A 23,420-nucleotide genomic window follows, 5' to 3' on the forward strand; every position below is an offset into this window, starting at 1 on the left:
CTCTCACCATTGCTCTACATCGTACGCGGGGGCCGGCTTGCTGTAATCGACCGGACTGGATGCTGAAGAAGAGTCGGACGTGGCAGGTGCGGAAAAAACCTTCCGTGACGCGTAGCGGTCGGTCTTAGCCTTACCAGTTCGGTGTTTCGCCTTTCGAGTATCCCGTTGAGCCTGGGCCACGAGACGACGTTGCTCCTCGATCGCGCGGAAGATCGTCGCTTCGGAAATCAACTCCTGTCGTTGGCCGCGTAGATAGCGAACAATGGATCGCTGCTCCCAAAGCGAGATCGGAGGATGACGCAGGTCGGCAAAGCGAACTTCGATGAACTGTTTGCCAGAAACGCTCACGAATATCCGTGAGAGATCTTCCGGATGGTAACGGACCGTCACTGCGCGGCGGTCTAGTCGCCATGCGGAGAATATCGGGTGCCAATAGCGAATATGGAACAGGGTCAGCCCGTCAGCCTGAATCGTTCGTCGGGCGACAGGTAGGAATCGCAGCAGGAACTGCCATTCCGCTTCGAGCGTATCTGGAAGACGAGAAGAAGCTTCAGCGCCATTCGATCCCGCCGCCCACATGCTGGCGGGCGTCGCCCCATGAAGGCCGCGATGCGCGCTGTGGTGATAACGCTGCCCGATTTCCAACGCGAGCCATCGCTCAAACTCCGGCAGCGTCAGCGCAGCGTGTTTCTCGGGCGGGCGCTTCTTTCGCCCTTTGGGAGACGAACCCGTGGTGCCGGGAAGACCATGCACGCGCTCCATCAGCGTACGGTTCAAACGCTCAATGTGCCCTCCAAAGTGAGGGCGTCCGACCGGGCGGTACATCAACTCGATGCCATACTCGGAGCATCCGGTTCGAAGGGCCCGGCTCTTGAACTCCGCGGCGTTATCGAGATGCAACACCTTTGGGACGCCTTGCATCGGCCACTCGACCTCGACGCAGAGTCTACTCAGCCAGCCAGACTTGGGAAGCGCTACGCGCGTCAGCAGAAGGGCGACGGTCGCTGCTCCAGGGCGTTCCATGCTGAGATAAAAACCGACAACGCAACGAGTCGCGACGTCAATGGCAAGTGAGAGCCATGGTCGGCCGATCGGGCGCCGGCCAAACGCGTCGACCAGCATGATATCCGCTTGGGTATGGTCGACCTGGACGACGTCGAGCGGATGGTGCACCACGAAGTTTCCAGGTGTTGCTGTTGTTTTGCTAGCTTCAGCGAGATTGTCAGCTTCGCGATGTGCGACCCAACGCCGGACCACGGAACTGCGGCTCGGCGGTTGGACGCCTGCAGTCGTGCAGCGACGCCGGATCTCAAGTGTCAAGTCGGAAAGCGGGTGAGCGAGTTGACGCTGCTTGGGAAGCCATCTCATGAGCACTTCGTCAATGATCAACTCGGCCCGTTCGTTCAGGCGCCGGCCTCCAGTCTTTGGCCCTCGGTCACGAGGCATGACCGCGCCAGTGACCGGATTCGCCAAAAAACGTCGCCTAAGGCGATAGACGGTGGTCCAATGCACATCAAGCAATTGAGCGGCTGTCAACGCCTGAGCCTTCGTAAGAGGCCCGTTTCCAAGCGGTCGCAGTACGCGGGCGATTTCGTTCGCTCGGTCTTCGGGATCGCGTGCTTTGACCATTGTGCGTCGCGGTGGTTGACAACAAATCCACATTAGTACAATTAACGAGCAGCAAGCTGGTATTAGCACAAATAGCGAACAGGACGGTCAGCAACCGTTGCGAGGGTGCAACGTTATACTCAAGGTACTTTTCCTAAAAATATGATGAAAAATCAGGGAGATGGGCCTGTTCACTATTAGCAGCATCGCTGAACACGATTAGCGGAATTAACGAGCCTCAACAACATGCAGCGAGCGCGAGGTGGATCTGAAGCGACATCTTCCGCAGGGATTCCGGTGGCAAGGGCAGTAACATCGCGCGGCTCGTTGGGCGACGAGCGCCGGTTGATGGTGGTGATTTTCGGGGGCTGCTGCGAGGCATCGGAAGCGAAGGAAAAACAGTAATCGGGTGATCTTGATCGATCTTTCCGGTAAGACCGCCCTATTTTAATGCCGCGCTCAGCAACTTGGCAGACATCCCGCTACGGGTTAATTCCGTTGAAAACCTTGTGCATAAGTCATGCTGCAATGCTTTTAACTTGCTGAAGTCAGCCAGCTATGCGGCGCCGCCGCTTCGGGTGACCGACTCGCCCCATCAAGGCGATCGGCGACATTACGAAAGGTTCACGGCTGCACTGATCGTCGAGCCTTGCGTTGTCACGACAAGCGCAGGCAGCGCAACTTGACCCGGTGAGCCCTGACTCTATCCCAGGGTCTCCAGTCAAAAGAATGCCCGCTGAGAGCGGGCGAAGCACCACGGGGAAATGGCAAACACGAGCAATCGCTGTACCGACAACGATAAATTTGATAGATCCCCGACTAGTCCCTTCGCGCCAGGGACATCGTGAAACGCTGGACCCGCTCGCCGACCGTTGGACCGTTTGATGACCCCGAACCAGCTACATCGGCATCGCGGCCGGTATCCCAACCAATTTTTTGTCGAAGGCGCCGAATTCATTCGACAAACCAAGCAGATCATCCACCCCGGTCCGTTTGAACACGAGTTGCTGCAGCTGGCGAGGACGCTCCTCGACTTTGGAACTCCCAAAATGGCGCTGTTTCGGCTGCATGAGTGATCGAGGCAAGGATAGAAGGCCGATTATTCTGAGGATGAAAAGGCCGGCCGGAGCCGGCACGGACACTCGCAGACCGATGAGGCCACGCCCAAGACGTGGCTGAGTCATTAACCCGTCTTTGCTCACGGCGCCGGTGCGGGTGCATCGTCGTCGCGGTCAGCCGCATTATCAGCGGCATCCTTCACATCTTCTTTGAGATCTCCCACTTGCTTCCGGGTTTCGCCGGCGATTTGCTGTGCGTCACCTTTCGCTTCTTGAGCCGGGTCATTGGTCACTTTTCCGACCCCTTCATTGATCTTGCCTTTGGCCTTTTCGCCTACACCCTTCACTTGATCTTCGTTCATTGTCTTCTCCCTAGAACGCCTGTCGGCGGTAATCAACTCACGCAAGGAAGGTGCCGCCTCCATCAGAGCCGCCCTGGAATTGCTGACATGGGAGGTTGGACATGGCCGAAGCTGCGGAAATCAAGGTGGAACGCCAACCCGGCGGGTGGATATGGGTTGCCGTCATGTCGGCGCCGGGCAGCGACGCCGTGAGGATTATGGGTCAATTGCTCAAAGCTTTTGGAAGCCAGGAGGCAGCGCTTGCCGATGCCGGCAAGGTCATGCGTGCGCTTGGAGTGACGACGAGCGACGACAGCGGAGCCGCTTAGATCGGCACGCGCGTTGCGCAAGCGAAGGCAAAGCCGACCAACGCTTGACCTTATCGCCATGCACCCCGCCGATTCGCCAATGCCCGGGCTATGGGCAAGCCGATCATTCGATGCTGTCGATCCGCCCGTGGCGGTGCTTGTCATCGACGACGACGAGGCGCTCGGGACGGCACTTGCTGCGGCGCTCGATGCCTATGGCTGCCGCGCATACCTCGTCGAAGACGGGATGGCCGCCTTCCAGATTCCGCAAGCATGGACGCAACACGTCATCGTTCTTGACATCGAGATGGCCGACTGCGACGGTTTCACCGTCGCCGAGGCGATGCGCGGCACGACAAGATTCTCGAAAGTCCCGATCGTTGCCCACACCTCTCTGCCGGAAGATGAAGTCATCGACAAAGGCAAGGCGGTCGAGATCGACGCTTTTTACCGAAAAGGCGCACCGTTGCCCGGTCTGTTTCGGATGATCGAGCATCTGGCGCCTTCACGACCGATCCGGGAGGCTACTCGGTGACTGTCCTGCGAGCCCCGCAGTCCTCGCCGAGCCGACAGCTGATTCCTTCTCGTTTCCCACGAGCGGGGAACCGGAAAACGCAACGACCCCTGCAGAACCGCGGAGCGATGCAACGCGACAGGCGCGATTTGCTGACACGCGTGCCGCGCTCGCCGCCTGTTATTGTGACGCGTCGGACGCAACGGCCCAGTTTGTTCAACAAGACCCATGAAAGGCAATTGCATCGCCGTATTAGACGGAATCGTCATCAGGATGCTTGCAGCCCGCTAGACACGACCGAGGGGGCAGGCCTTCGAGGGTGAACGCTCCTACGCCTGATAAGAGGCGGGGCCCGGTAAAGCGAACGACCGTCTGAAGAGCACGCGAGCGTTGAGCGTTAATCGAGAGGACCTCCGGCTCGATGCCTCAACAACATGCGACTTCAAATCGCTGCGCTGCTGCGAACAGCAGCCATCCGCGTGACGATTAGATCTGGTCACCGTTCGGAACGAGCGTGAGCGGAGGACGGCCGTCGCTCGGCGCCAACATCTCAAGCACAATCTGCACAGACCGAACGAGTTGGTCGTTTCCAGCGTTTTGCTCAGCCGTTGCGGCGATATGGGAGGCGACGTTAAAACCTTGCCGTAGCGCCGCCCGAATTTTCGGATCGCGCTCGGCCAGATAGTCGATCAAGGCGACCAGCAGGTTCTTGTTCGCCAACGCGGTCGCTGCGATTTCATCACTGGTCATGACGGTCGTCTCTATGAAAGCGGCTGTTAAAGGGCTGCTGCTGGAAATCCAATGCCGCCGCCGTAAGTGTCTTGCCATACTAACTCTGATGCGTCGCGCGGCTTCATAGACGGCACTGCCGCGGGAAGCTGCGGCCTCGCCGCGGGCGACTCGTCGATGATGTCGACCGTGTTTCCGGCCTTGCACGGCTATCGACCGACTGCGGATCGACGAAAGATTGCACCGCGAATCCTAGCGGTCCACCCGCGAACAGCGACCAGAGGGCGGCGTTTGCCGATGCAAGCGGATCAAAGATATTCATGTTTCGTTGCGGCACTACCTTGTGCGGTGACGGAGCGCGTGCGCACGTGTCGTTCTCGGGCACGAAGGGTCGGGCAGATTAAACTTCGACCGCATACCTGAAGGCGCCCGCCTTCAAACGCTTCGGTGCGCGAGGCGTTTGAAGGTTCGAAGCCCGGTGATCCTGGCGATGCTCGTTCGGACGTACGTCAGAAACGTTTGCAATGCATACTCATCGGTATCCATCTGGGAGCATTTGCCGATGCGGTCTGTAATCGCTGGAAAACCGCGGAGGCGCGGCGCAGTATGTCGATCTGCAGAGGATCGTTGCCAAAAGCGCCGCTTATCGGACGATCGGCTCGTGGCCCTTATCCGGGGAGCCATGATGTCCAATGAGCGCCTGCCTGCGATGAAGGCGACCTGGCGCATGAAGCCGCCCGAGGCTTCATGCGCCGCCAGACTTTAGACGGGACGCTTGGCTGCCGAACGCGCAGTCCTTGCTATTTCGCCGTTCGCATCGAGCACGGCCCCGCTCGTTTCGCGGGCAGCTTCGTTCGCCTCGGCCGGCGATGGTACGGCATCGCTGTCACCCGAGTCCCAGCGTAATGCCGTGCGCGTGCTGCGTACGGCCTTCGCCTGGTAGATCGATGTGCGCTATCTCGCCGGCAATCCGTGGAAGGCGGTCAACGATTCGATGGTGACCAGGCGCGAACGCGCGATGAAGATTGAACGCGCCTTGCCTTCCAATCTGTGGCGCAAGCTGCGTGACGAGCTCGATGTGCGCTCAGCAGAAGCGGGCGGGGTGACGGCCGGTGCGCAGTGGCGCATGGACACGAACACGCGTCGAGACGGCGTGCAGTGGCGCGCCGTGCGCGCGGCGATTCTGTTGATGGGCGATTCCGGACGCTCGAGCGACCCGTGTGGGAGCCGACCATCGTCGGCAAGGGCCAGCGCGAACGTACGGTGCCGGTGAGCGCCGCGACGCTGAACGCGCTGCGCGCGCAGCAACCGAAGAAGACAAACCGAGCGGGCCGCTGCTGAGCCCCGTCGTCATTCCGTGGACCGACGCGTCGCGCCGGCGACATCGAGCGGGGCAGGGCGCGGAGGGTGGGACGGGCAGCCTGCGAATGAAGCGGGGCTACACCGCGGATGGACTGAACCGGCTGATTAGTCGAATGGTCACCGAACTCGTTGAGACGATGGATGGGTTGGGCCTCGATGAACGGGTGCGACTCGGGCAGTCGAACGCGCATGCGTTTCGCCACTATGTTCGGCACGCGCGCGGTCGCGCGTGAGATACCGACCGATGTCGTGCAGGCAATCCTCGGTCACGCGTCGCTGCAGACGACCTCGATCTATGTGCGGGCGGAGCGCCGACGCATGCTGGAGGCTGCGGCGCGCTACTACGCGGAAGACGAGGGATAAGCGTGAACTGCGCGCAAGGTGCGCCGCCTTGGTGCCGGTGGACGGACAGTGAATGCCATTTTCCTCGCGCCGAGGCGCGAGACAATTCCGACGCAGATTTGCTGGATTCACTGGACTACGATTTGCTTCACCACCCGTGCTCAGAGGCTCGCTGCGCGCCGCGCTTCTCGCGCATGGCCGTGGTGCGACGTGCGCCAGCTTAATTGCTCTAGGGGTGTGGAAATGATCGCGATGACGGTGATTCTGTTGCTTCTCGGCGGAGCGCTCGTCGTTTATCTCAATAACCAGAACGGCGACGACCGCAGCATATGGGAAAAATGGGAGCGGGAACTGCGAGAGTCCCGGAAAGACCGGATAGACGTGTAAAAGAGGTTCGAACCGTTTGCAGGGCGTGATCCGCAAGGGCGTAATCCGGCGATCCGGCATTGGTGTCTTCCCGCACTAGCGGCTCCAACGCGGGCATGGGCAGCGCGCTCGCCTACCCAACGATGCGCAATCATGCTTAATCCCAAATCAGCCGATCGAAGGGCTCGACCCTGGACGACCCGTCGTGTTGCCCTCAATGGGGCAATCACGCGCGTCCTGATCGTCGACGACAACGCCAGCGGGGCCCTTGCCCTGGCCGCTTACCTGGCGCTTGAGGGCATACAGTGCCGCACGGCCTTCGGCGGCCGGGAAGCAATCCTGATCGGGACCGCGTGGACCCCTCACGTCATCCTGATGGATATTTCGATGCCGGAATGCAACGGCTTCGACGCCGCCCGTGCGCTGCGACAGGGACCGCGTACCGGTAATATCGCGATCGTCGCCCGTACCGCGCTGGACGAGTCCGAGGTGCGCCTGTAAGCCACCGCGGACCAGTTCGACGGTTATGTGCAGAAAGGCCGACCGCCGGGCGAACTGATCACATTAATCCGAACGCTTGCCTTTTGAGGGCAGGCCCTGCCTTTGCCCAGATGCAAAGTGAACCGGTTCCGGCACGGCCGACGGCGCTACAATCTCGCCGAAGGGCGAGCTCGGCGGCCAGAACAGCAGACCCCAAGGTTGCCGCTCCAAGTCGATTGCCTGGCGTTCCTTCCGGCGGCTAATGGCCGCCGTCATCTAACGTGACGCGGATCTATTTGGGGGATCAATGGGCCTGGCAGATTTTATTGAAGGCGATCTTCCCGGTTTGATCGACGACTGGGCAGAATACGCGCTGGCACTCAGCCAAGAGGGCAGTCAACTCTCCGAAATCCAATTGCGCGATTCGGCCGCCGAAATCCTGACTTCGATTGCCGCAGACATGCGCGACGCGCAGAGCCCGATGCAGCAGCAGAGCAAGTCGCGGGGCGACAACCGCGAACTGGAAAACAGCTTCGATCGGGTGGCGCATCGACACGCAGAGGAGCGCCTTTCTCATGGCTTCGGCATCAATGATGTGGTGGCGGAGTTTCGCGCCCTGCGCGCCACGGTGCTGCGCCGCTGGTTGAGAGGTTCTCCGGACAGCGCCGCGGCGTTTCAGGAAATGATCCGCTTCAACGAGGCGATTGATCAGGTGCTCGCAGAGTCGGTGCGACACTACGCGTATCGGACCGCGCGCATTCACGACCTGTTTGCCGGGGTGCTTGCACACGACCTGCGCTCGCCACTTGGCGCGATACTGAATTCCGGCGAAGTACTGCTGCACGACGAAAGCCTGTCTCCAGCGGGCGTGAGAGCAGTCGCATTCGTGCAGCGCGGGGCCATGCGCATGAAACAAATGATTGACGACTTGCTCATCTTCACGCGCACCCGTCTGGGCGACGCGATGCCGGTCAGCTTTACGCCGCAGGAAATGGGGCGCATCTGCGGCGACGCGGCGGACGAGGTGCGCGCGTCCTACCCCGATGCGCACATCGACCTGCGTCTTGCGGGCGAACTCCAGGGCCGATGGGACGGCAGCCGGCTCGGGCAATTGATGGTCAATCTGCTGACGAACGCGGTTCGATATGGCTCGGGTCCGATTCTCGTCGAAGCCAAGGGTCAAGATGGGCAGATAAGCGTGGTCGTTTCTAACCAAGGCGATCCGATACCGCAGCACGCGCTTCCGACGCTGTTCGATCCCTTGACAAGGGCCAGTTCGCCCAATCGAAGTGGAACCGCGGCCGGTATTGGCTTGGGCCTTTACATCTGCCGCTGTATCGCTAACGCGCATCAGGGAACGATAAGCGTGGAATCGTCCGAACGGGGAACTCGCTTCACCGTTCACATGCCACGGTCCCCCGTATGATGCGAAACTTACCGACCGGCGACGCCGATCTGTAATCGGCTCTGCGCTTCGAGAATTTTCCTCGAAGCGTTCGACCCTTCCGGGTCCCACTTCGCCCACGCTGACGTGGACGCAGGCAGAACATCGGTGCGATGGCGTTTTCGCCTACCCTTTGCAACAGCCGTCACCGAAGACGCGTTTCAGGGGCCCCAATGAGAATGCCCGAAGTTGAACTGATGGCCATCCAGCAGCGCTACGAAATCGCGGAAGCGACTCACTCCGGCTTGGCGTGCCGCTCAATTTGCGACCTCGCACGGGGTCTCGGCTTTAGCGAGACAGAGCTCGGAAAACTTGCACGGCTCGTGACCGAGTGCGCAGCTCATTTACTGACGAGTGAGGCGCATGGAGAACTGCTGGTGCGTCCTCTCGCAGAAACGAAAGCGCCGGGTGCACTGCACTACGGCGTTGAAGTGTTATCCATCGATAGCGGACCGGGCGTAGCCGACATTCAGGCCTATCTATCCCAACTGAAGCGGTGGTCGGACGAACTCGACGTCTGGACCGCGCCGGGGCATGGCTCCGTCCTGCGCTTCGTTTCATGGAATCGGCCAACGCGTACGGAGGAAACGCGCGTAACGGATGCGCGCGTACTTTACGGCGTTGTCAATCTCCCATTGCGCGGCGAGTTCGTCAGCGGCGATGCGTGGTCATGCTACGCCGATGAAGACAATTTCACTGTGCTCGTTGCGGACGGCCTCGGTCACGGACCAATGGCCAATCGCGCAGCGACCGAGGCGGTGAAGATACTAGAGGACTGCGGCGGAGCACCGCTCGAAAGCATCTTGGATCGCGCTCACCACGCGCTGCGCTCAACGGTTGGCGCAGCGGTGGGGGTGGCGAGGTTTCCGATATGCGTGCAGGAAGAGTCGCAGGTCAAGTTTGCGGGCATCGGGAATCTTGCAGCGAGCGTGTGGGCAGAAACGTCGCACAAGCACCTCGCCTCGCATGACGGCGTGATCGGACACGCGTATCGTCGGGTCCAGCAGTTTGAGGTGCCCTGTGCGAAAGGGGCGCTCATCGTGTTGCACTCGGACGGGCTGATGTCTCGCTGGGATCTGTCGCGCTATCCGGTGCTGGCCGTCCGTCACCCAGCGCTCGTTGCAGCGGTGCTGTACCGCGACTACGCACGCGGTCACGACGATGTTACGGTCTTCGTTGCGCGCGCGAATCATGTTCGTTGAATCGTTGTATCTCAGTCCATAATTCAGTTCGTCGATATTGCGAACCACTGAGTGTTTCCGGTGGAAGCGTGGGAAGCAACGCACAGCGCCCGTCAGCCGTGCGACCATCGACGCGTTGCGCGCGCACCGGCGGGAACGAGGCCACGACTTCAACGCCGCCGCGGCACTCGGGCCCATGATCGCACCGACATGGATTCCCGGCACGCGTTCGGCGCTCAAGCGACATCATGCACGCGCGGACGGGGCGCACGGCATAAGCAAAGCCAAGGCAACGGACGACTTGCCCTACACGGTCGACGTTTGGTCGCTTCGTTGGCATGGCGATGCCGCGGCTGAGCGCCGAGACAGCCGCACTGGCCGAATTCGGTACGGAGGATCTGCTCCAGCTTGCCAATACATCCGGGGCGCGCATAGGCGCGCTTGCAACGGCGAGGTTCTTCCAGCCCGATCGGGTAACGCAGGCCTTGCTGGAGCAGACTCTCCGGGCGCGCGCCTTCGTTCTATGGCAGCAAGAAGGGAAGACCGGCACCGCTGATATCGGGAGCGGATCGACCGAATCGCCGCCTTTCTTGTCGATAGCATGACGCGCGATTTTCCGGCCAGACGGCCGCCGGACCTCTACAACAGGATCCTGGCATTCAGATGCGGGCAATCACCGGCAGCAACGCGACGCTGGTTGCGAGGGCGTCGACGTCTTTTTGGATCGACCCATGTCCGCCAAACGCTGAGCCGCGTCGTACACTGTAAAACTCGAAGGAGCCCCGGAATGACCGGGATACAATTGTTGCTCGCTGATCCGACGCAGACATGTGTGAACCTCCGCCGCGGGCTAGGCTACCAACGCTAACGTCTACGTCGCGCGGCGATCAGACTTCGACCGTCTCCTGTTCGCTGAATCCCGCCTTCGCAGCGATTCGAGACGGAAACTTCGACGGACTTATCCACAGATTCCGTTGACAAGCATGTGGGCAACTTTCTAGTAACTCGCTAAGTGCCTGAAGTAAGTGAAGTTTGTCAATCTGCACGAACGCATTCGTCGTTGAGGCCGCGTTGACCGACGCGAGCGGCACATCTGCGGGTGCAATAGTGATCTATCAGCGACGAAGAAGATGAGGTTGTTGTGTCGTGTATGGAGACGTGCTTGTAGCGATCTCTGGTCAGGGCCAGGGAGATAATCCGCTTCGTAGATTGATTAGTAAGCCTAATAATGTCAATTATCGGGATAGCGTTTCAAGGGTAAAATCCTCGAATTACCATTTACAACAGAGGGCAGGGGCCCGTGGGACAAGGCGCAGACGACTTTCCGGCTGATCACGACGATGACGGCCATCGCGACACGTCGCACGACGCATCGAACGATTTCGAGCGCTGGACCAACGAGGCGCCCACTGCGGCCATTGCGCGCGTGGTGCTTGACGTCGACGCGGCGATCACGCTCAAGCGCCGCGCGGCCGCCGCGTGGCTCACCGCGCACGGCGATGCGGTGCCGCTGCTGCCCATTAAACCGTCCCGCGTCGAACTGGCGGTGGTGATCGCATTGGCCGAAACCTATGGGACCGCGCTCAGTTCGGCGTCGCGCTTGCTGCCGGTGATCGACTTCATCGCGGACCATGGCGCCGTGAAATTGGTGCAGCGGGTGATGTATGGCGCGCGCCCGACGACTCACTTTGATGTCAGCGCCTACGCCGCTGAAAATTCGCGTTTGGCCGAACGGGTGCGCGACGCCCGCACGTCGTTTGAATTTCTCTGCGCGACCTGGCCCGAAGTGTTCATGGCGCAGGCGAGCGAGGCGCTCGCCGGGCTTGGGCTACCCACGCTGCGCGCACCGGCGCCGCCGTCAGCGAAGGGTCCAAGAGGCGGAACGGTCGGCGACGACGAGGATGACGCGCCGAATCGAGGCGACGATGAAGAGCCAGGCGAGGAGCGAGGCGATGCCTGAGCACATCTCGCCGCCCCCGGAAAAGCTCACCGCCGAGAAGCTCACCCCCGAGAAGCTGACCCTCGAGCGCGGCTTCACGACCAAGGACTTCACGGCGCTGCGCGCCTACGTGCAGCGCATCGCGCCGGCGGTGATCGCGCGGACCTACTACAACCCCGACGAGGATCCGCACGCGGCGACGCCCGGTTCGATGGAGCGGCACCTGAACGCGATGCTCGATGCGCTGGTGGCGCTCGCGCTCGCGCACGGCTCGAGCGCACTGGCCGAGCACCTGCGCGCCTCGATCCGCCAGCACGGGCGGCCGTTGCTCACCGCGGTGACGTTTCGCATGGTCATCGAGGCGGCGCAGCTCGCCGCGCTGCCGCCGCAGGCCGATCACGCGATCAGTGCCTGGCTGCGTCCGCGCGTGGCGCACCGGCTGAAGGGCGAGGGCATTCAGACGCTCGGCGAGTTGGTGGCTTTCTGCAACCGGCGCGGCGGCAGCTGGTGGCGCTCGATTCCGCGCATCGGTCCGGGGCGGGCGCGGGCTGTCGTCAGTTGGTTGCGACGCCACGAAGCCCATCTGAAATTGCGCGTCGATGCCGATGTCGACTCCACCGACCAGGCAGGCGTGCCGCTGGTCGCGGCCGAGCTCGTCGAAGTCGTGCCGCTCGCAAAGGTGACGCAAAGTGGCCTGGCGAGTGGTTCAAGCGGCGGCTCGGATTCGGAGAATCGGCTCACCGACCGACTGACCCTGGCGCCGCTCGAGCGCCTGGCCGTGCCGCACGCGCTGTCCGGCGCCCACGGCGAAAACCGCTCGGCCGCCTTTTGCTATATCCAGGCGAACCACGATCTCGAGGCGGTGCGGGCGTATCTGAACCGCTATCGCGATCAACCCAAAACGCTGCGGGCGTACACCAAGGAGCTCGAGCGCTTCCTGTTGTGGGCAGTCGTGCTGAGAGGCAAGGCGCTCAGTGATTTGCGGGTCGACGACTGCGAGGCTTACAAGGACTTCCTGAAGCATCCCGACCCGCGCTTCGTCGGCGAACGCTTCGCGCGGCACTCGCCGCGCTGGCGACCCTTCGCCTCGTCCACCTCCAATGCGAGCGGCTCGGCCGCGCTGTCACCCGATTCCCAGCGTTACGCGGTCCGGGCGCTGCGTTCGGCGTTCTCGTGGTGGGTCGATGTGCGCTATCTCGCCGGCAATCCATGGAAAGCCGTCAACGATCCAGTGGTGATCAAGCGGGAGCGGGCGATCAAAATCGAGCGCGCCTTACCGGCCGAGCTGTGGCGCAAGGTCCGCGGAGAACTCGATGCGCGGTCGGCCGAAGCGGGGGGCGTGCAGGGCCGCGAATCAGCGTCCGGCGTACAGTGGCGCGAGTGCCGCAACGGCGTGCAGTGGCGCGCGGTACGCGCAGCGATTTTGTTGATGGGCGATTCGGGTCTGCGTCGCGAGGAAGCCGCGAGTGCCCGGCGCGAACATCTGCGCCCTTCATCGTACGGGACGCTCGAGCGGCCGGTGTGGGAACTGACCATCGTTGGCAAGGGTCAGCGCGAACGCACGGTGCCGGTGAGCGCCGCGACGCTGAAGGCGCTGCGCGCGCACTGGTCCGACCGGGTTAAAGACGATCGGGCTAAAGATTTCGACGGCGCGACCGAAGAAGGCAAACAGAGCGGGCCGCTGCTTGGCCCCATTGTCATTCCGTGGACCGACGCGTCACGCCGGCGACACCGAGCGGGGCAGGGCGGTGACGGTGACTCTGCGAATGAGGCGGGCTACACCGCGGATGGACTGAACCGGCTGATTAGTCGAATGGTCACCGAACTGGTTGAGACGATGGACAACTTGAGCCTCGATGAGCGGCGGCAGCTCGGACAGGCAAACGCGCACGCCCTGCGACATACTTTCGCGTCCCATTCGGTTGCCGATGATGTCCCGGTCGACGTCGTGCAGAAGGTCTTGGGGCATGCCTCGCTGCAAACGACGACGCTCTATGTCCAGGCCGAAAAGCAGCGCGTGGTCGAAGAGGTGGCTCGCTACTATGCCGGCGCCGCGCACAAGACGGGGCGATGAGAGGACCGCTGCTGCACGCGTCTCTGACAAAACTAATCTTCCCGGCGCCTTCTCGTGCACTTGCGCGCCGGAACACAGGAAAAACACGATGACGGACAAGGAAATCAATCTGCGCGCCGGATTGGCCGCGTTCTCCGATGTGGATCGCGTGGTCGCGGTGAACCTCGATCAGTTCGATCCGCTGAATTCGCGCGACGACCTGATCAAGTTGCTGGTCGAGACGGGGATCTCGTTTTCGCGTCCCAGCGACGGTGTTGTTGCCGCTGAGGACGGGAGCACCCACGTGGATATCACCGTTAAACGCGGTGAGGTCGTGAGCGCCGCTGCGCAAGCCGCGTGTGAACTCGCGGCGAGCTGGATCGATGACAACGACCTCCAAGCGTGGAAAGTCGCAACAGGACGATTCACACGCTGACGGCTAAAAAGAAAAAGCCCGCTCATATCGGCGGGCTGAAGCCACATCGGTTGAGACATGGAGGAGACGGGAATCAGTATAAACCCGCAGAGGTCGTTTGCAAGTTCGCTGTCTCATGGCCGCAACGTGTACGCACCGGGCGCGCCGTTTGCATCGCTTTGGTCCGGAGGGCGTCCCCATGAGAACCACTGCATTCCTCAAGCAGGCCGAGCGCGAAGCTCAATTTGTCGATGCGCTGCTGCTGGCGCGGTACGCACTGACGATCCATCACGGCATGACCGTCATTGGAGACGATGAATATGCGTCGCCCTGGCCACTGAATTTCAGGCATGAACTGGAACGCATCGACGCTGTGCTTCAGGCGGCGGGAATCGACACGACGCAGCCGTTGCGTCCGCCAATCGAACTTTCACAGGACGATGAAGACGACGCGTCGCCTACCCGACAGTAGGCGAGTGCCATGGGTCGCTGGAGCGGTTCGCGGACCGTGCGAATTCCGACGCCGAAGACAGCACCGGGCGAGATGCCCCTCTTGATTGAGCCGCAACTGGCCACGCTGGTCGAACGCCATCCGACGAACGGCGACTGGTCCTACGAAATCAAGTTCGATGGCTACCGGATGCTCGCGCGAATCGACGACGGTGCCGTCAAGCTGATCACGCGTAATGGGCACGACTGGACTTCCAGGATGCCGCGCCTGCGCGCAGCCCTGGAAGCCGTGCCGGTCGACAGCGCCTGGATAGACGGCGAAGCGGTCGTACTGGATGCCGCTGGCAGGCCGGATTTCAATTCGTTGCAAAACGCCTTCGACCGTCGCAGCACATCAGACATCGTTCTCTTCGTCTTCGATCTACTGTGGCTGAATGGCGCCGACCTCCGTGAGCGAGCGCTTCGTGAACGGCGCGCGCTTCTGCGCGAACTCACGAGCGAAATCGAGGGGCCGCTCATCCGCTTCTCCGATGACTTCGCGGAGGATCCCGGGTCGCTGGTCGCCTCCGCGTGCAAGATGCAACTCGAAGGCATCATCGGCAAGCGGGCGGATGCCCCGTATCGCTCAGGCAGGTCGACTGACTGGATCAAGCTCAAATGCAACTTGCGACAGGAGTTCGTCGTTGGCGGGTTCACCCGCGTCAGAGGTGCGAAATTGGGCGTTCGCGCGCTTCTCCTCGGCGTGTATGAAAAAGACGGCTCGCTCCGATATGCAGGGCACGTCGCACCGCACCTCTCGTCGACCCGCAGCGCATCGTTCGCCAGGCGCACCGCGGCATTGAAGCAGGCAGAGTCTCCTTTCTATAACGCTCCAGCGCCCGAACGCGACCGCGAGTTCTACTGGCTGAAGCCCGACATCGTGGCCGAGGTGTCGTTTCTCGAGTGGACTCCCTCGGGTGAGGTGCGCCATCCAGTCTTCCAGGCAATCCGCGAAGACAAACCGGCGAGCGCGGTCACGGAAGAAAAGGTGATTGACGATCCGGCCTCTGGCATGGTCGGTTCGACGCGCGAAAGGCCCGGCCCACGCGGGACTGTGTTCATCTGCGACATCAAGGTTTCCAATCCGCAGCGGGTCATGGACGATTCGACGCGTCTGACAAAGCTCGACATCGCGCGGTATTACGATGCCATCGCAGAGTGGGCATTGCCCTACCTGCATTGCAGGCCGTTGGCATTGTTGCGCGCGCCCGACGGCATCAAGGGCGAACAGTTTTTCCAGAAGCACAGCGAGCGGGCCAGGATTCCTGGCGTCGAGGAACTCCCCACTGCGGTGTATCCGAACCATGCACCGTTGCTCGTTGCCAACACGCCCGAGGCGCTGGTCGGACTCGCGCAGATGAGCGTGGTCGAGATTCATTCATGGAACGGTGTCGCGCCAGACTTGGCACACCCCGACCGCGTCATCTTCGATCTCGACCCGGACTCCGCACTTCCGTGGTCGGCAATGTTGGAGGCCGCGACACTCGTTAAAGTCGTCCTCGACGAGATAGGCCTGCGCTCGTTCGTGAAGACGAGCGGTGGCAAGGGCTTTCACATTGTCGTGCCGCTGACACGTCAACCAGGCTGGGAAGAAGTGGAGGCATTCTCCCAGGCGGTCGCGCAACACATGACGAGAGTCGTGCCGCAGCGATTCTCCGCCGTGCTCGGTCCGAAGAATCGCGTGGGGAAGATCTTTATCGACTATTTGAGAAACGGGCGCAGCGCGAGCACGGTCACGGCGTTCTCGGTGCGCGCACGGCCAGGTTTGGCCGTCTCGATGCCGATTGCGTGGGATGAGTTGAAAGACGTGAAGAGCGGCGACCAGCGGACGATGGCGGAAGCCGTCCAACGTCAACGGTCGCTTCGTGCGGACCCGTGGGAAGGCTACTGGCGCACCCGACAGGGAATCACCGTCGCGATGCGCCGTGCCGTGGGTATGAAACGTTAGCCTTTTGCTTCAGTTCCCTTCAACTCCCCGTGCTTATGAGAGTGGGTTGCACCGTACTTCAGCTCGTAATGCGCACCTTTTCCGCTTCGGGTAGGCGGGAAGTGCTCGCCTTCAACGCACGTGACTTCGAAGGTGCCTTTGCCGTCTTCATGCACCACCGAGTAGATACCCGAGACCTTCACGATCTCGCCCGGCTTATATGAGTTATCACCAGCCATCATCGCCTCCTAGGAATGAACAAGAGGCGTCAAGCAAGCCACGTACCTCTAGACAAACGTCATTTTATGAACTGCACACGCTTGACGGCGCGGTCGAGCCGATCAGGAAGATGGTGCTTGACGGGACCCGCCGTCGCGCAGATTGTGAATTGAGCGAAGAACCTCTCCAAATCGATCGATCTTCTCGACGAGCCGCCGCGACCATTCATAGTCGAAGTGACCCTCGTCCCTGGCCGGACTGATTCTCACAACGGCTTCTCGTAACGAAGCGGGTAACCGAGCCCAAAACAGGAATGAAGCCACCGAGCCGCGCCGTTCTGGAAAATCTTTATGGTTGACGAAACTGCTATTTTCCGACAAAATTCCGGTTGACGATTTTGTCATAAACCGAAAATAAGCCTATGTCGATGATCCTGCCGTGGAAGTTCAACTCGAACCTCTCTGAGGAGCGCTTGAATCTGCTTGCGAGCCACCTCAAGGAGATCTTCTACGGTGTCGAATCGATGTTGATAACTGACGACGACTGCAGCTACGGTCGAGGTTCACTATTCTTCAGTCGTGCTCGTCAGCGCTTTATCCGACTAGGAATGTCTGATGAGTTGCCTTGGCTGAAGCTCGTGAATTCTGCGATGGACTTCACGCTTGAGATAGGGGGCATTCCTTTCCGAGTCTTCCGTGATGAACACGACAAGCCTGCTAAGAAAGGCTTTTGGCGCCGTAACGACACGGATCGCCTGTTTGCTTCGAATGACATGGAGCCGGTGATTTTCCGGTTCATCGTCGAGCGGCCGGTGAGCGATACCGATGAATTGGAGATCTACTTCATCGGATTCAATGCCCAGCAGGAAGCCGTATGCGAATGGCGCTACGGCAATGTGCGTGTGCTCCGGTCGACTGACGAAGAACTCGCGCCCGAAGTTCATCAAGACGCTGCTCGTGTCGAACTGCCGGCGAGCGAAGCGGACGATGCGGACGTATCCGACACTGGTACGAAATGACAGCAGGATTTGACGCGGCCAATCTGCGCCTCGTCCGATGCGCCCAATGTTTATCGCTTGCCGACGTCGGCGACGCCGTTGGCAAGTCGAAGCAATTCATTCAGCGCATTGAGTCGGGCATGGCTAATCCGACGGACGAGCTCGTCGATGCGCTCGCCTCCGCCTTGCGGGTTCATCGTGAGTTTTTTTATCCAGGTGCTCCGCAGGCTCTGAGTGAGGAGGCGTTCCACTTTCGAGGACTGCTCGGAGCAAAGGCAACGGACAGGGCGACCGTCATCGCCAAGGGCGAGATCTTTCGACGCTTCGTCGCTGTGATCGACGCAAAGCTGAAGCTGCCCAAGCTCGACTTTCCTGAATATTCGATCGATTCACCTGAGGCGGCGGAGCGTGCTGCGGAGCGTTGCCGCGCCCATTGGGGATTGGGATTAGGTCCGATCGGCAATATGGTTCGCGTGCTGGAGAACGCTGGCGCGGTTGTGACCGCGTTTGAGAGTACCGCGCGCGAAATCGATGCTCTTTCCATTGCCTCCTCACGCCCTATCGTCGTCAGCAGCCGGAGTGACACGTCTGCATGCCGTGTCCGCTTCGGGCACGCGCATGAATTGGGGCATTTCGTTGGGCACGTTGGGAAAAAGACGGGCGATAAGGCTACCGAGGCAGAGGCCAACAGATTCGCTGGCGCCTTCCTCATGCCGCGAAGTTCTTTCGTCAAGGAGTTTCCAGCCCTGCGCGGTGGCACGCAGATCAACTGGATCGCACTGTCCGAGCTGAAGTATCGCTGGCGTGTGAGCAAAGCGGCGATGCTCTACCGTGCGCGGCAGCTCGGCATTCTCAGCGAGCAACACTATAAACGAGCGTTGATCGGTCATCTGTATGCGAAGGGTGAACGACACACCGAGGTCGAGGACGCATCGATCACGCACGAAAGACCAGAGTTGCTAGCGAATGCGCTGGACGTTCTTCGTGAAAAGCTTGGCTGTACGGTCAACGAGATAGCTGCAATCGCGCAGATCACGCCCCAGCTTTTGATGGAGGTTGCGCCCCTGACCGTGCAGGCTCACCGTAACGCAGAAGGTGTCGTCTCGCTCGCGCAGTTCCGCTCCGCGCGGGCGAATGTCGCGTCCTAGAACAGAAAGACGCCCCTATCGCGATCACGCTGCCGACTGTGCGTCCTCTGCCTGCGAAGAGGGCGCACGCTCCCTTGTGTTGTGAAACATGAAGCCCTTATAGGACGGGCGTTCAGCCTAGTGATCGCCCTCAATTTCCGCCCAGCTACCAATCGACGCTCCGCTATGTCCTTTCCCAATACGATCAACGTTTCCCAGCCGGACGGGGCCTTTCACTTTCTTCCGTGCTCGACTTGCTCCAGCAAGACTCGACATACCGTGCTGACGCAAGTTGCGTCATCGTTCACCGATGACGACGGCGAACACTGTGTCTCCGTTTGGACGCGCCACCAAATTGTTCAATGCGGAGGGTGCGGCATCATCAGCTTTCGTAAGGGCGAAAGTTGCTCGGAGGACGTGGATCACGATCGCGCGGGTAACCCGTTTCATCCTGAAGTCGAGATGATCTATCCGGAGCGTTCGGTAGCGCGCACCATGCTGCGCGAAAGCGATGAATTACCCGAAGATGTGATGCAGATCTACGAGGAGGCCCACAAGGCGTTGGGTGCTGGGCTCAACATCCTCGCTGCTCTCGGTATTCGAGCTGTAGTGGAAGCCGTCTGCGCGGAAAAGGAGCTCAGCGGCAAGTTGATCCAACAGATTGACGCTCTAAGGGATCATGGCCACGTTACTCGAGATGGCGCCGACATCCTTCATCGCGTTCGTCGAATGGGCAACAGTGCCGCCCATGAAAGGACGGCCCATACGGAGGCACAGTTGATCGCGGGATTTGAGGTGCTCGAGCATATGTTGAAGGGGCTTTACGTTATCCCTGGGCACGCCGCTGCCCTTCCTGCCCATTCGACGGCGGCGATCGTCGGACCCGCGTCGTCGGCTGCTTCAAGCGGCACCTAAGCGAGGGCATTTGTCGAACGCTCAGATACCAGATTTCGTCGTCATCGGCCTGCTGCCAAAAGATTGCTTCGTGCTTGTGGACGGTATCCCAGTGCCTCTACCATCGCCAGGTGCTGTCAACCTTCGCACTCGACGATGAATCCACAACCAAGATAAAATTCGGCAGCACAAGTCGCGTCAAGTACGGACAGGGTCGTTACTGGCGGCCGAGAAGAGCGGCAGCGCAGTTCACGCTGGCTAACATGAAATTAATCTGACAATGAAGTCTTCTCCACGCGAATCGGTGCAACACTTATGTATGGTGACGCCGGAGCCGCTGATGCCGAGGAACTGCAAGTAATGCGACTGAGTTCCATCGATCCTGACGATACCCCGGCACTTCGTAAAGAGCGAGGCGCGTTTTTCACGCCGGATGAGATCACGGAATTCATTGCCGATTGGGCCATTCGCAGCGCAGGCGATCTGACGCTCGAGCCGTCCGCCGGCGATGCTGCGTTCCTCGTGGCTGCTGTGCGCCGACTTCGCGAGTTGGCACCCCACGTCGACACACGGCCGACTGTTGAAGGCGTCGAAATTCATGCTCATAGTGCACGCGTGGCTCAGCAGCGTGTCCGCGACGTCGGTGGCAAAGCGAAAATTCGACACAGTGATTTCTTCACAGTCGAGCCGGAGCCGATTTACGATGCAGTCATCGGAAACCCTCCGTACATTCGCTATCAGGATTTCTCGGGTGAGTCGCGTGTAAGAGCGCGCCAGGCTGCTCTTCGAGGCGGTGTATCGCTGACCGGTCTCGCTTCTAGCTGGGCCGCATTCACAATTCACTCAGCGATGTTTTTAAAGCAGGGTGGCCGGCTCGGCCTCGTCCTTCCCGCTGAATTGCTGTCGGTGAACTATGCGTCACCTGTGCGCCGATTCCTCTTCGATCGCTTTCGCGACGTACAGCTTGTTCTATTCGACGAGCAGGTCTTTCCCGAAGCCGAGGCCGACGTTGTTTTGCTACTAGCTGACGGGTATCTCGAGGGCCCCGCTTCACACGCGACGATTCGGCAATCGAAGAACGCGGCAGATCTTGCGCTCCTCGGTGAGGGACAAGTGTGGACGCCGAGTGATCCGGCGGGTAAGTGGACCGGTAGCTTGATCGACCCGAAGGCGACCGAATCGCTAGCTAAGCTCGTTGAGCGCGGCGTCTTCACAAACCTGCAGACTTGGGGTGAGACGACGCTCGGGATCGTTACTGGAAACAATAAATACTTCACGCTCTCTCCCCAGCGCGCGAAGGAGCTGGGCTTGCAACGCGGAGAGCTGCTTCGGCTTTCCCCACCCGGAAGTTCCCATTTGCGCCGGCTCGCACTTTCCACCGCAATGCTGAACAAACTCGGGCGCGAAGGCCAGGCGACCTTGCTCTTTTATCCCGGTAATACTCCCTCGAAGGAAGCTGCCGCATACATCGCCGACGGTCACCGGACCGGCGTAGATACCGCCTACAAGTGTCGCGTCCGCAAAACTTGGTATCGCGTGCCGCTCGTTCCTGCTGCAGACTTGCTGCTGACTTGCATGAATGCGGACACGCCACGGCTGACATCAAATGAGGCCGGAGCTCTCCACCTCAACTCTGTACATGGCGTCTTCTTCGACAAACAGTATCGAGAACTGGGACGGGAGCTCCTGCCACTCGCCAGCTTAAACTCCGTGACGCTGTTGCATGCTGAGATGGTTGGACGCGCCTATGGAGGAGGTATTCTCAAGATCGAGCCGAGGGAGGCGGATTCTTGGGCCATGCCTTCACCTGCTTCGATAATTAAGCATGCCAATGCGTTTCGGACAGTCAAACAGCAAGTCGCTGACTTGCTAGATCACGGCAAGCTCCTTGAGGCAGTCCAGGTAATCGATCAAATCGTTTTTGAGGGCAAGGACGGCTTGACCGCTCAACAAATAAAACATATCCGGCGTGCACGAGCCGAGCTCGCAGACCGCCGCACAGTGAGGTCAGCTAGTGGCCGTTAAGCAATCTTTGAAAGCGAAAGCCTGGGTGGTTTTTGATCGCATCGTTGCTGTCGCAGCGCCCGGTGGCACGCATAGCAACCCGTGGGTCATCAACAATGAAGGGCAACTGTGCTTCGAACCGGACTACGATACGCTCGCTAAATTGCTAGGCGTTCCTCTTTTTCTGAAAGCGGAGACTCAATCTGGGGTACCGGCTCTCGCGCTCGACGTATGGCTGAGCTATGAGTTGCGGAGGGCGGGTTTCACGAACGACGAGGTTTGGCCGCGACCAGTTCACCCGCGGATTCTTCCAGCGCCCGTGGCTTCCTTGCTCGCTTCGCTGCCTCGTAGCCTACGCGATCCGCTGGCAGATCGCGTGAGCACGCAGGCATCGATCGCGGGCGTGACTGCGTCCAGCGCATCGATTCTTGGAAAGAATTATCTCAAGCAGGTCGATGTCATAATTACTGATTGGGCCACCGGTCCTGAGTTATTGATATCGACAAAGCGCATGGACTCCTCGTACGGTAAGAACGCGCCGAATCGCATCGAGGAGTCGTATGGCGACGCGAAGAACCTGCGACTGCGTCATCCGCTGGCTGCGTTGGGGTTCGTCTTCGGACTTCGCTCCGACATCCTCCAAAAAGAGCCGGCTACGGCGGAGTGGTTGTTCGACCTGTTGGCAAAGCTCGGGCGTGAAGACGACGCCTACCACGCGACGTGTCTCGTTCTGATGGAATATTCAGATGCCGCCGCGCTGCCCGACACTGGAGAAGAACCGCCACCTGTAGGAGTGCCGGAGCCTGGACCGGAGCCGGAGAAAGAGGAGGACGCGCCCGCGCCGACGCAGGTATCGGAAGCCGATCGACAAATTGCCCAACTTCCCAGAGTGACGATTCTGGAAGGCAACACACCTGACGATCTTGCTCCGAGCCGCTTCCTCGCGGCTATGGTCACAAGAGTCCTCGCGGCCACACCGGTCAATATGCATAGAGATGCGCGGCACCGTCGGGCTTCACCAAGGCCATCTTAGCTTTTAGCGTAACGGTGACCTGCGATGCCAAGCTACCGGCATGGTGATTCGCTCCTCCTTATGTCGCTGGTTGTCGCGACCGCTTTTTTGCGTGCGATATTAGCGGCGATTTGCCAGAAAGCGCCACCGACCAACGACACAATTCGGGAGGGAACGTGGGGAAGCGGGTCTTTCTTGGCGCAGTTCTGGTGGCATTGGCATCGACCGCGACGGCAGGCCAGCACCACATCGAAGTCTGGAATCCGCCCGAGGCGCGCAGCAACGTGCCCGGAGTAAACTCACAGCCTCATAAGTCGTTGGCGGGCCGGCACGCGCGTATGAAGGCATTGCCGCGCAGCAACGTCAAGCATGGCGTGCGAGCGGCAGCCACTGGTTGGTTCCCGAGGGCAGCAGGACGGCCGCACTCGCGACCAACGTTCAACGATATACCTCGTCAAATCACGCCCGAGGGGAACATTCTCCGTGTCAGCGATAGTTCGGGTTCGGCCGCGCCGCAACGCTAGCCCGAGTCGTATGCCGGGCCGCGTCGGGGGAGATAACGCCTTGTTGCGCCGACGTCATTACCTCCGAGTCGGACGGCGTCGAACGAT

The 23,420-nt window shown here is 60.4% G+C and carries 24 protein-coding genes; 19 read left to right on the top strand and 5 right to left on the bottom strand.

The window, feature by feature from the left end:
• Positions 1-3 precede the first annotated feature (3 nt).
• The 3 genes from NCS28_RS31675 to NCS28_RS31685 all read right to left on the bottom strand — a co-directional run bounded on the left by NCS28_RS31675 (position 4) and on the right by NCS28_RS31685 (position 3,028).
• Positions 4-1,629, bottom strand: coding sequence for a TnsB C-terminal domain-containing protein (locus NCS28_RS31675; RefSeq protein ID WP_250517726.1), 1,626 nt, complete (start codon positions 1,627-1,629; stop codon positions 4-6).
• Between the two features lie 878 nt (positions 1,630-2,507).
• A complete protein-coding gene (locus NCS28_RS31680; RefSeq protein WP_250517727.1) occupies positions 2,508-2,678 on the bottom strand; it encodes a hypothetical protein in 171 nt (56 codons plus the stop codon).
• A gap of 128 nt (positions 2,679-2,806) precedes the next feature.
• Positions 2,807-3,028 (bottom strand): CsbD family protein, encoded by a 222-nt coding sequence (locus NCS28_RS31685; RefSeq protein WP_250517728.1) that lies wholly within the window; start codon positions 3,026-3,028, stop codon positions 2,807-2,809.
• Positions 3,029-3,129: 101 nt separating this feature from the next.
• Between NCS28_RS31685 and NCS28_RS31690 the strand changes: the two genes are divergently transcribed.
• Together NCS28_RS31690 and NCS28_RS31695 are read left to right on the top strand one after the other, a co-directional pair.
• Positions 3,130-3,336, top strand: coding sequence for a hypothetical protein (locus NCS28_RS31690; protein WP_250517729.1), 207 nt, complete (start codon positions 3,130-3,132; stop codon positions 3,334-3,336).
• 58 nt (positions 3,337-3,394) lie between these two features.
• On the top strand, positions 3,395-3,850 hold the full coding sequence (locus tag NCS28_RS31695) for a response regulator (protein ID WP_250517730.1): 456 nt from the start codon (positions 3,395-3,397) through the stop codon (positions 3,848-3,850).
• Between the two features lie 465 nt (positions 3,851-4,315).
• Here the strand turns inward: NCS28_RS31695 and NCS28_RS31700 are convergent, their stop codons facing one another.
• Entirely contained in the window at positions 4,316-4,579 is a 264-nt protein-coding gene (locus NCS28_RS31700; RefSeq protein ID WP_250517731.1) for a hypothetical protein, read from the bottom strand.
• Between the two features lie 928 nt (positions 4,580-5,507).
• On the opposite strand from NCS28_RS31700, the gene NCS28_RS31705 reads away from it, so the two are divergent.
• The 12 genes from NCS28_RS31705 to ligD all read left to right on the top strand — a co-directional run bounded on the left by NCS28_RS31705 (position 5,508) and on the right by ligD (position 16,577).
• Positions 5,508-5,831 (top strand): hypothetical protein, encoded by a 324-nt coding sequence (locus NCS28_RS31705; protein WP_250517732.1) that lies wholly within the window; start codon positions 5,508-5,510, stop codon positions 5,829-5,831.
• A 278-nt stretch (positions 5,832-6,109) separates the two neighbouring features.
• Positions 6,110-6,283 carry a tyrosine-type recombinase/integrase gene (locus tag NCS28_RS31710; RefSeq protein ID WP_250517733.1) on the top strand — a complete coding sequence of 58 codons (174 nt, stop codon included), beginning with the start codon at positions 6,110-6,112 and terminating at the stop codon, positions 6,281-6,283.
• 222 nt (positions 6,284-6,505) lie between these two features.
• A complete protein-coding gene (locus tag NCS28_RS31715; RefSeq protein ID WP_250517734.1) occupies positions 6,506-6,649 on the top strand; it encodes a hypothetical protein in 144 nt (47 codons plus the stop codon).
• A gap of 132 nt (positions 6,650-6,781) precedes the next feature.
• Entirely contained in the window at positions 6,782-7,129 is a 348-nt protein-coding gene (locus tag NCS28_RS31720) for a response regulator (RefSeq protein ID WP_250517735.1), read from the top strand.
• A 286-nt stretch (positions 7,130-7,415) separates the two neighbouring features.
• A complete protein-coding gene (locus NCS28_RS31725; protein ID WP_250517736.1) occupies positions 7,416-8,534 on the top strand; it encodes a sensor histidine kinase in 1,119 nt (372 codons plus the stop codon).
• Positions 8,535-8,725: 191 nt separating this feature from the next.
• The gene (locus NCS28_RS31730) at positions 8,726-9,754 is read left to right on the top strand and encodes a SpoIIE family protein phosphatase (RefSeq protein WP_250517737.1); all 1,029 of its coding nucleotides are present in this window, start codon (positions 8,726-8,728) and stop codon (positions 9,752-9,754) included.
• 317 nt (positions 9,755-10,071) lie between these two features.
• Positions 10,072-10,338, top strand: a complete 267-nt coding sequence (locus NCS28_RS31735) for a hypothetical protein (RefSeq protein ID WP_250517738.1) — start codon at positions 10,072-10,074, stop codon at positions 10,336-10,338.
• 695 nt (positions 10,339-11,033) lie between these two features.
• Positions 11,034-11,693 (top strand): hypothetical protein, encoded by a 660-nt coding sequence (locus tag NCS28_RS31740; RefSeq protein WP_250517739.1) that lies wholly within the window; start codon positions 11,034-11,036, stop codon positions 11,691-11,693.
• Positions 11,686-13,746: a site-specific integrase gene (locus NCS28_RS31745; protein ID WP_250517740.1), complete on the top strand. Its 2,061-nt coding sequence runs from the start codon at positions 11,686-11,688 to the stop codon at positions 13,744-13,746. The genes NCS28_RS31740 and NCS28_RS31745 overlap by 8 nt, the downstream gene beginning before the upstream one ends.
• 88 nt (positions 13,747-13,834) lie before the next feature.
• Positions 13,835-14,161: a hypothetical protein gene (locus NCS28_RS31750; RefSeq protein WP_250517741.1), complete on the top strand. Its 327-nt coding sequence runs from the start codon at positions 13,835-13,837 to the stop codon at positions 14,159-14,161.
• 178 nt (positions 14,162-14,339) lie between these two features.
• The gene (locus NCS28_RS31755; protein ID WP_250517742.1) at positions 14,340-14,612 is read left to right on the top strand and encodes a hypothetical protein; all 273 of its coding nucleotides are present in this window, start codon (positions 14,340-14,342) and stop codon (positions 14,610-14,612) included.
• Positions 14,613-14,621: 9 nt separating this feature from the next.
• Entirely contained in the window at positions 14,622-16,577 is a 1,956-nt protein-coding gene (ligD, locus tag NCS28_RS31760; RefSeq protein ID WP_250517743.1) for a DNA ligase D, read from the top strand.
• On the opposite strand, the gene NCS28_RS31765 is transcribed toward ligD, so the two are convergent.
• Complete coding sequence (locus NCS28_RS31765) at positions 16,574-16,795, bottom strand: hypothetical protein (protein ID WP_250517744.1); 222 nt, start codon at positions 16,793-16,795, stop codon at positions 16,574-16,576. The genes ligD and NCS28_RS31765 overlap by 4 nt on opposite strands.
• Before the next feature lie 401 nt (positions 16,796-17,196).
• Between NCS28_RS31765 and NCS28_RS31770 the strand changes: the two genes are divergently transcribed.
• From NCS28_RS31770 to NCS28_RS31790, 5 genes are all read left to right on the top strand, one after another.
• Positions 17,197-17,793: a hypothetical protein gene (locus tag NCS28_RS31770; RefSeq protein ID WP_250517745.1), complete on the top strand. Its 597-nt coding sequence runs from the start codon at positions 17,197-17,199 to the stop codon at positions 17,791-17,793.
• Positions 17,790-18,920 carry a helix-turn-helix domain-containing protein gene (locus NCS28_RS31775; RefSeq protein WP_250517746.1) on the top strand — a complete coding sequence of 377 codons (1,131 nt, stop codon included), beginning with the start codon at positions 17,790-17,792 and terminating at the stop codon, positions 18,918-18,920. The genes NCS28_RS31770 and NCS28_RS31775 overlap by 4 nt, the downstream gene beginning before the upstream one ends.
• A 165-nt stretch (positions 18,921-19,085) precedes the next feature.
• Positions 19,086-19,814, top strand: coding sequence for a DUF4145 domain-containing protein (locus NCS28_RS31780; RefSeq protein ID WP_250517747.1), 729 nt, complete (start codon positions 19,086-19,088; stop codon positions 19,812-19,814).
• Between the two features lie 339 nt (positions 19,815-20,153).
• Entirely contained in the window at positions 20,154-21,818 is a 1,665-nt protein-coding gene (locus NCS28_RS31785) for an HsdM family class I SAM-dependent methyltransferase (RefSeq protein ID WP_250517748.1), read from the top strand.
• Positions 21,819-21,825: 7 nt separating this feature from the next.
• Positions 21,826-22,830, top strand: a complete 1,005-nt coding sequence (locus NCS28_RS31790) for a hypothetical protein (protein WP_250517749.1) — start codon at positions 21,826-21,828, stop codon at positions 22,828-22,830.
• Positions 22,831-23,420: the final 590 nt, after the last annotated feature.

The sequence above is a fragment of the Caballeronia sp. INDeC2 genome, assembly GCF_023631325.1.
Lineage (GTDB): Bacteria > Pseudomonadota > Gammaproteobacteria > Burkholderiales > Burkholderiaceae > Caballeronia.

What these genes read in the sequence shown, in the direction of transcription:
- NCS28_RS31675 (WP_250517726.1), bottom strand. Translation starts at nt 1,629, where the DNA reads ATGGTCAAAGCACGCGATCCCGAAGACCGAGCGAACGAAATCGCCCGC.
- NCS28_RS31680 (WP_250517727.1), bottom strand. Translation starts at nt 2,678, where the DNA reads ATGCAGCCGAAACAGCGCCATTTTGGGAGTTCCAAAGTCGAGGAGCGT.
- NCS28_RS31685 (WP_250517728.1), bottom strand. Translation starts at nt 3,028, where the DNA reads ATGAACGAAGATCAAGTGAAGGGTGTAGGCGAAAAGGCCAAAGGCAAG.
- NCS28_RS31690 (WP_250517729.1), top strand. Translation starts at nt 3,130, where the DNA reads ATGGCCGAAGCTGCGGAAATCAAGGTGGAACGCCAACCCGGCGGGTGG.
- NCS28_RS31695 (WP_250517730.1), top strand. Translation starts at nt 3,395, where the DNA reads ATGCACCCCGCCGATTCGCCAATGCCCGGGCTATGGGCAAGCCGATCA.
- NCS28_RS31700 (WP_250517731.1), bottom strand. Translation starts at nt 4,579, where the DNA reads ATGACCAGTGATGAAATCGCAGCGACCGCGTTGGCGAACAAGAACCTG.
- NCS28_RS31710 (WP_250517733.1), top strand. Translation starts at nt 6,110, where the DNA reads ATGCGTTTCGCCACTATGTTCGGCACGCGCGCGGTCGCGCGTGAGATA.
- NCS28_RS31715 (WP_250517734.1), top strand. Translation starts at nt 6,506, where the DNA reads ATGATCGCGATGACGGTGATTCTGTTGCTTCTCGGCGGAGCGCTCGTC.
- NCS28_RS31720 (WP_250517735.1), top strand. Translation starts at nt 6,782, where the DNA reads ATGCTTAATCCCAAATCAGCCGATCGAAGGGCTCGACCCTGGACGACC.
- NCS28_RS31725 (WP_250517736.1), top strand. Translation starts at nt 7,416, where the DNA reads ATGGGCCTGGCAGATTTTATTGAAGGCGATCTTCCCGGTTTGATCGAC.
- NCS28_RS31730 (WP_250517737.1), top strand. Translation starts at nt 8,726, where the DNA reads ATGAGAATGCCCGAAGTTGAACTGATGGCCATCCAGCAGCGCTACGAA.
- NCS28_RS31735 (WP_250517738.1), top strand. Translation starts at nt 10,072, where the DNA reads ATGGCGATGCCGCGGCTGAGCGCCGAGACAGCCGCACTGGCCGAATTC.
- NCS28_RS31745 (WP_250517740.1), top strand. Translation starts at nt 11,686, where the DNA reads ATGCCTGAGCACATCTCGCCGCCCCCGGAAAAGCTCACCGCCGAGAAG.
- NCS28_RS31750 (WP_250517741.1), top strand. Translation starts at nt 13,835, where the DNA reads ATGACGGACAAGGAAATCAATCTGCGCGCCGGATTGGCCGCGTTCTCC.
- NCS28_RS31755 (WP_250517742.1), top strand. Translation starts at nt 14,340, where the DNA reads ATGAGAACCACTGCATTCCTCAAGCAGGCCGAGCGCGAAGCTCAATTT.
- ligD (WP_250517743.1), top strand. Translation starts at nt 14,622, where the DNA reads ATGGGTCGCTGGAGCGGTTCGCGGACCGTGCGAATTCCGACGCCGAAG.
- NCS28_RS31765 (WP_250517744.1), bottom strand. Translation starts at nt 16,795, where the DNA reads ATGGCTGGTGATAACTCATATAAGCCGGGCGAGATCGTGAAGGTCTCG.
- NCS28_RS31770 (WP_250517745.1), top strand. Translation starts at nt 17,197, where the DNA reads ATGTCGATGATCCTGCCGTGGAAGTTCAACTCGAACCTCTCTGAGGAG.
- NCS28_RS31775 (WP_250517746.1), top strand. Translation starts at nt 17,790, where the DNA reads ATGACAGCAGGATTTGACGCGGCCAATCTGCGCCTCGTCCGATGCGCC.
- NCS28_RS31780 (WP_250517747.1), top strand. Translation starts at nt 19,086, where the DNA reads ATGTCCTTTCCCAATACGATCAACGTTTCCCAGCCGGACGGGGCCTTT.
- NCS28_RS31785 (WP_250517748.1), top strand. Translation starts at nt 20,154, where the DNA reads ATGCGACTGAGTTCCATCGATCCTGACGATACCCCGGCACTTCGTAAA.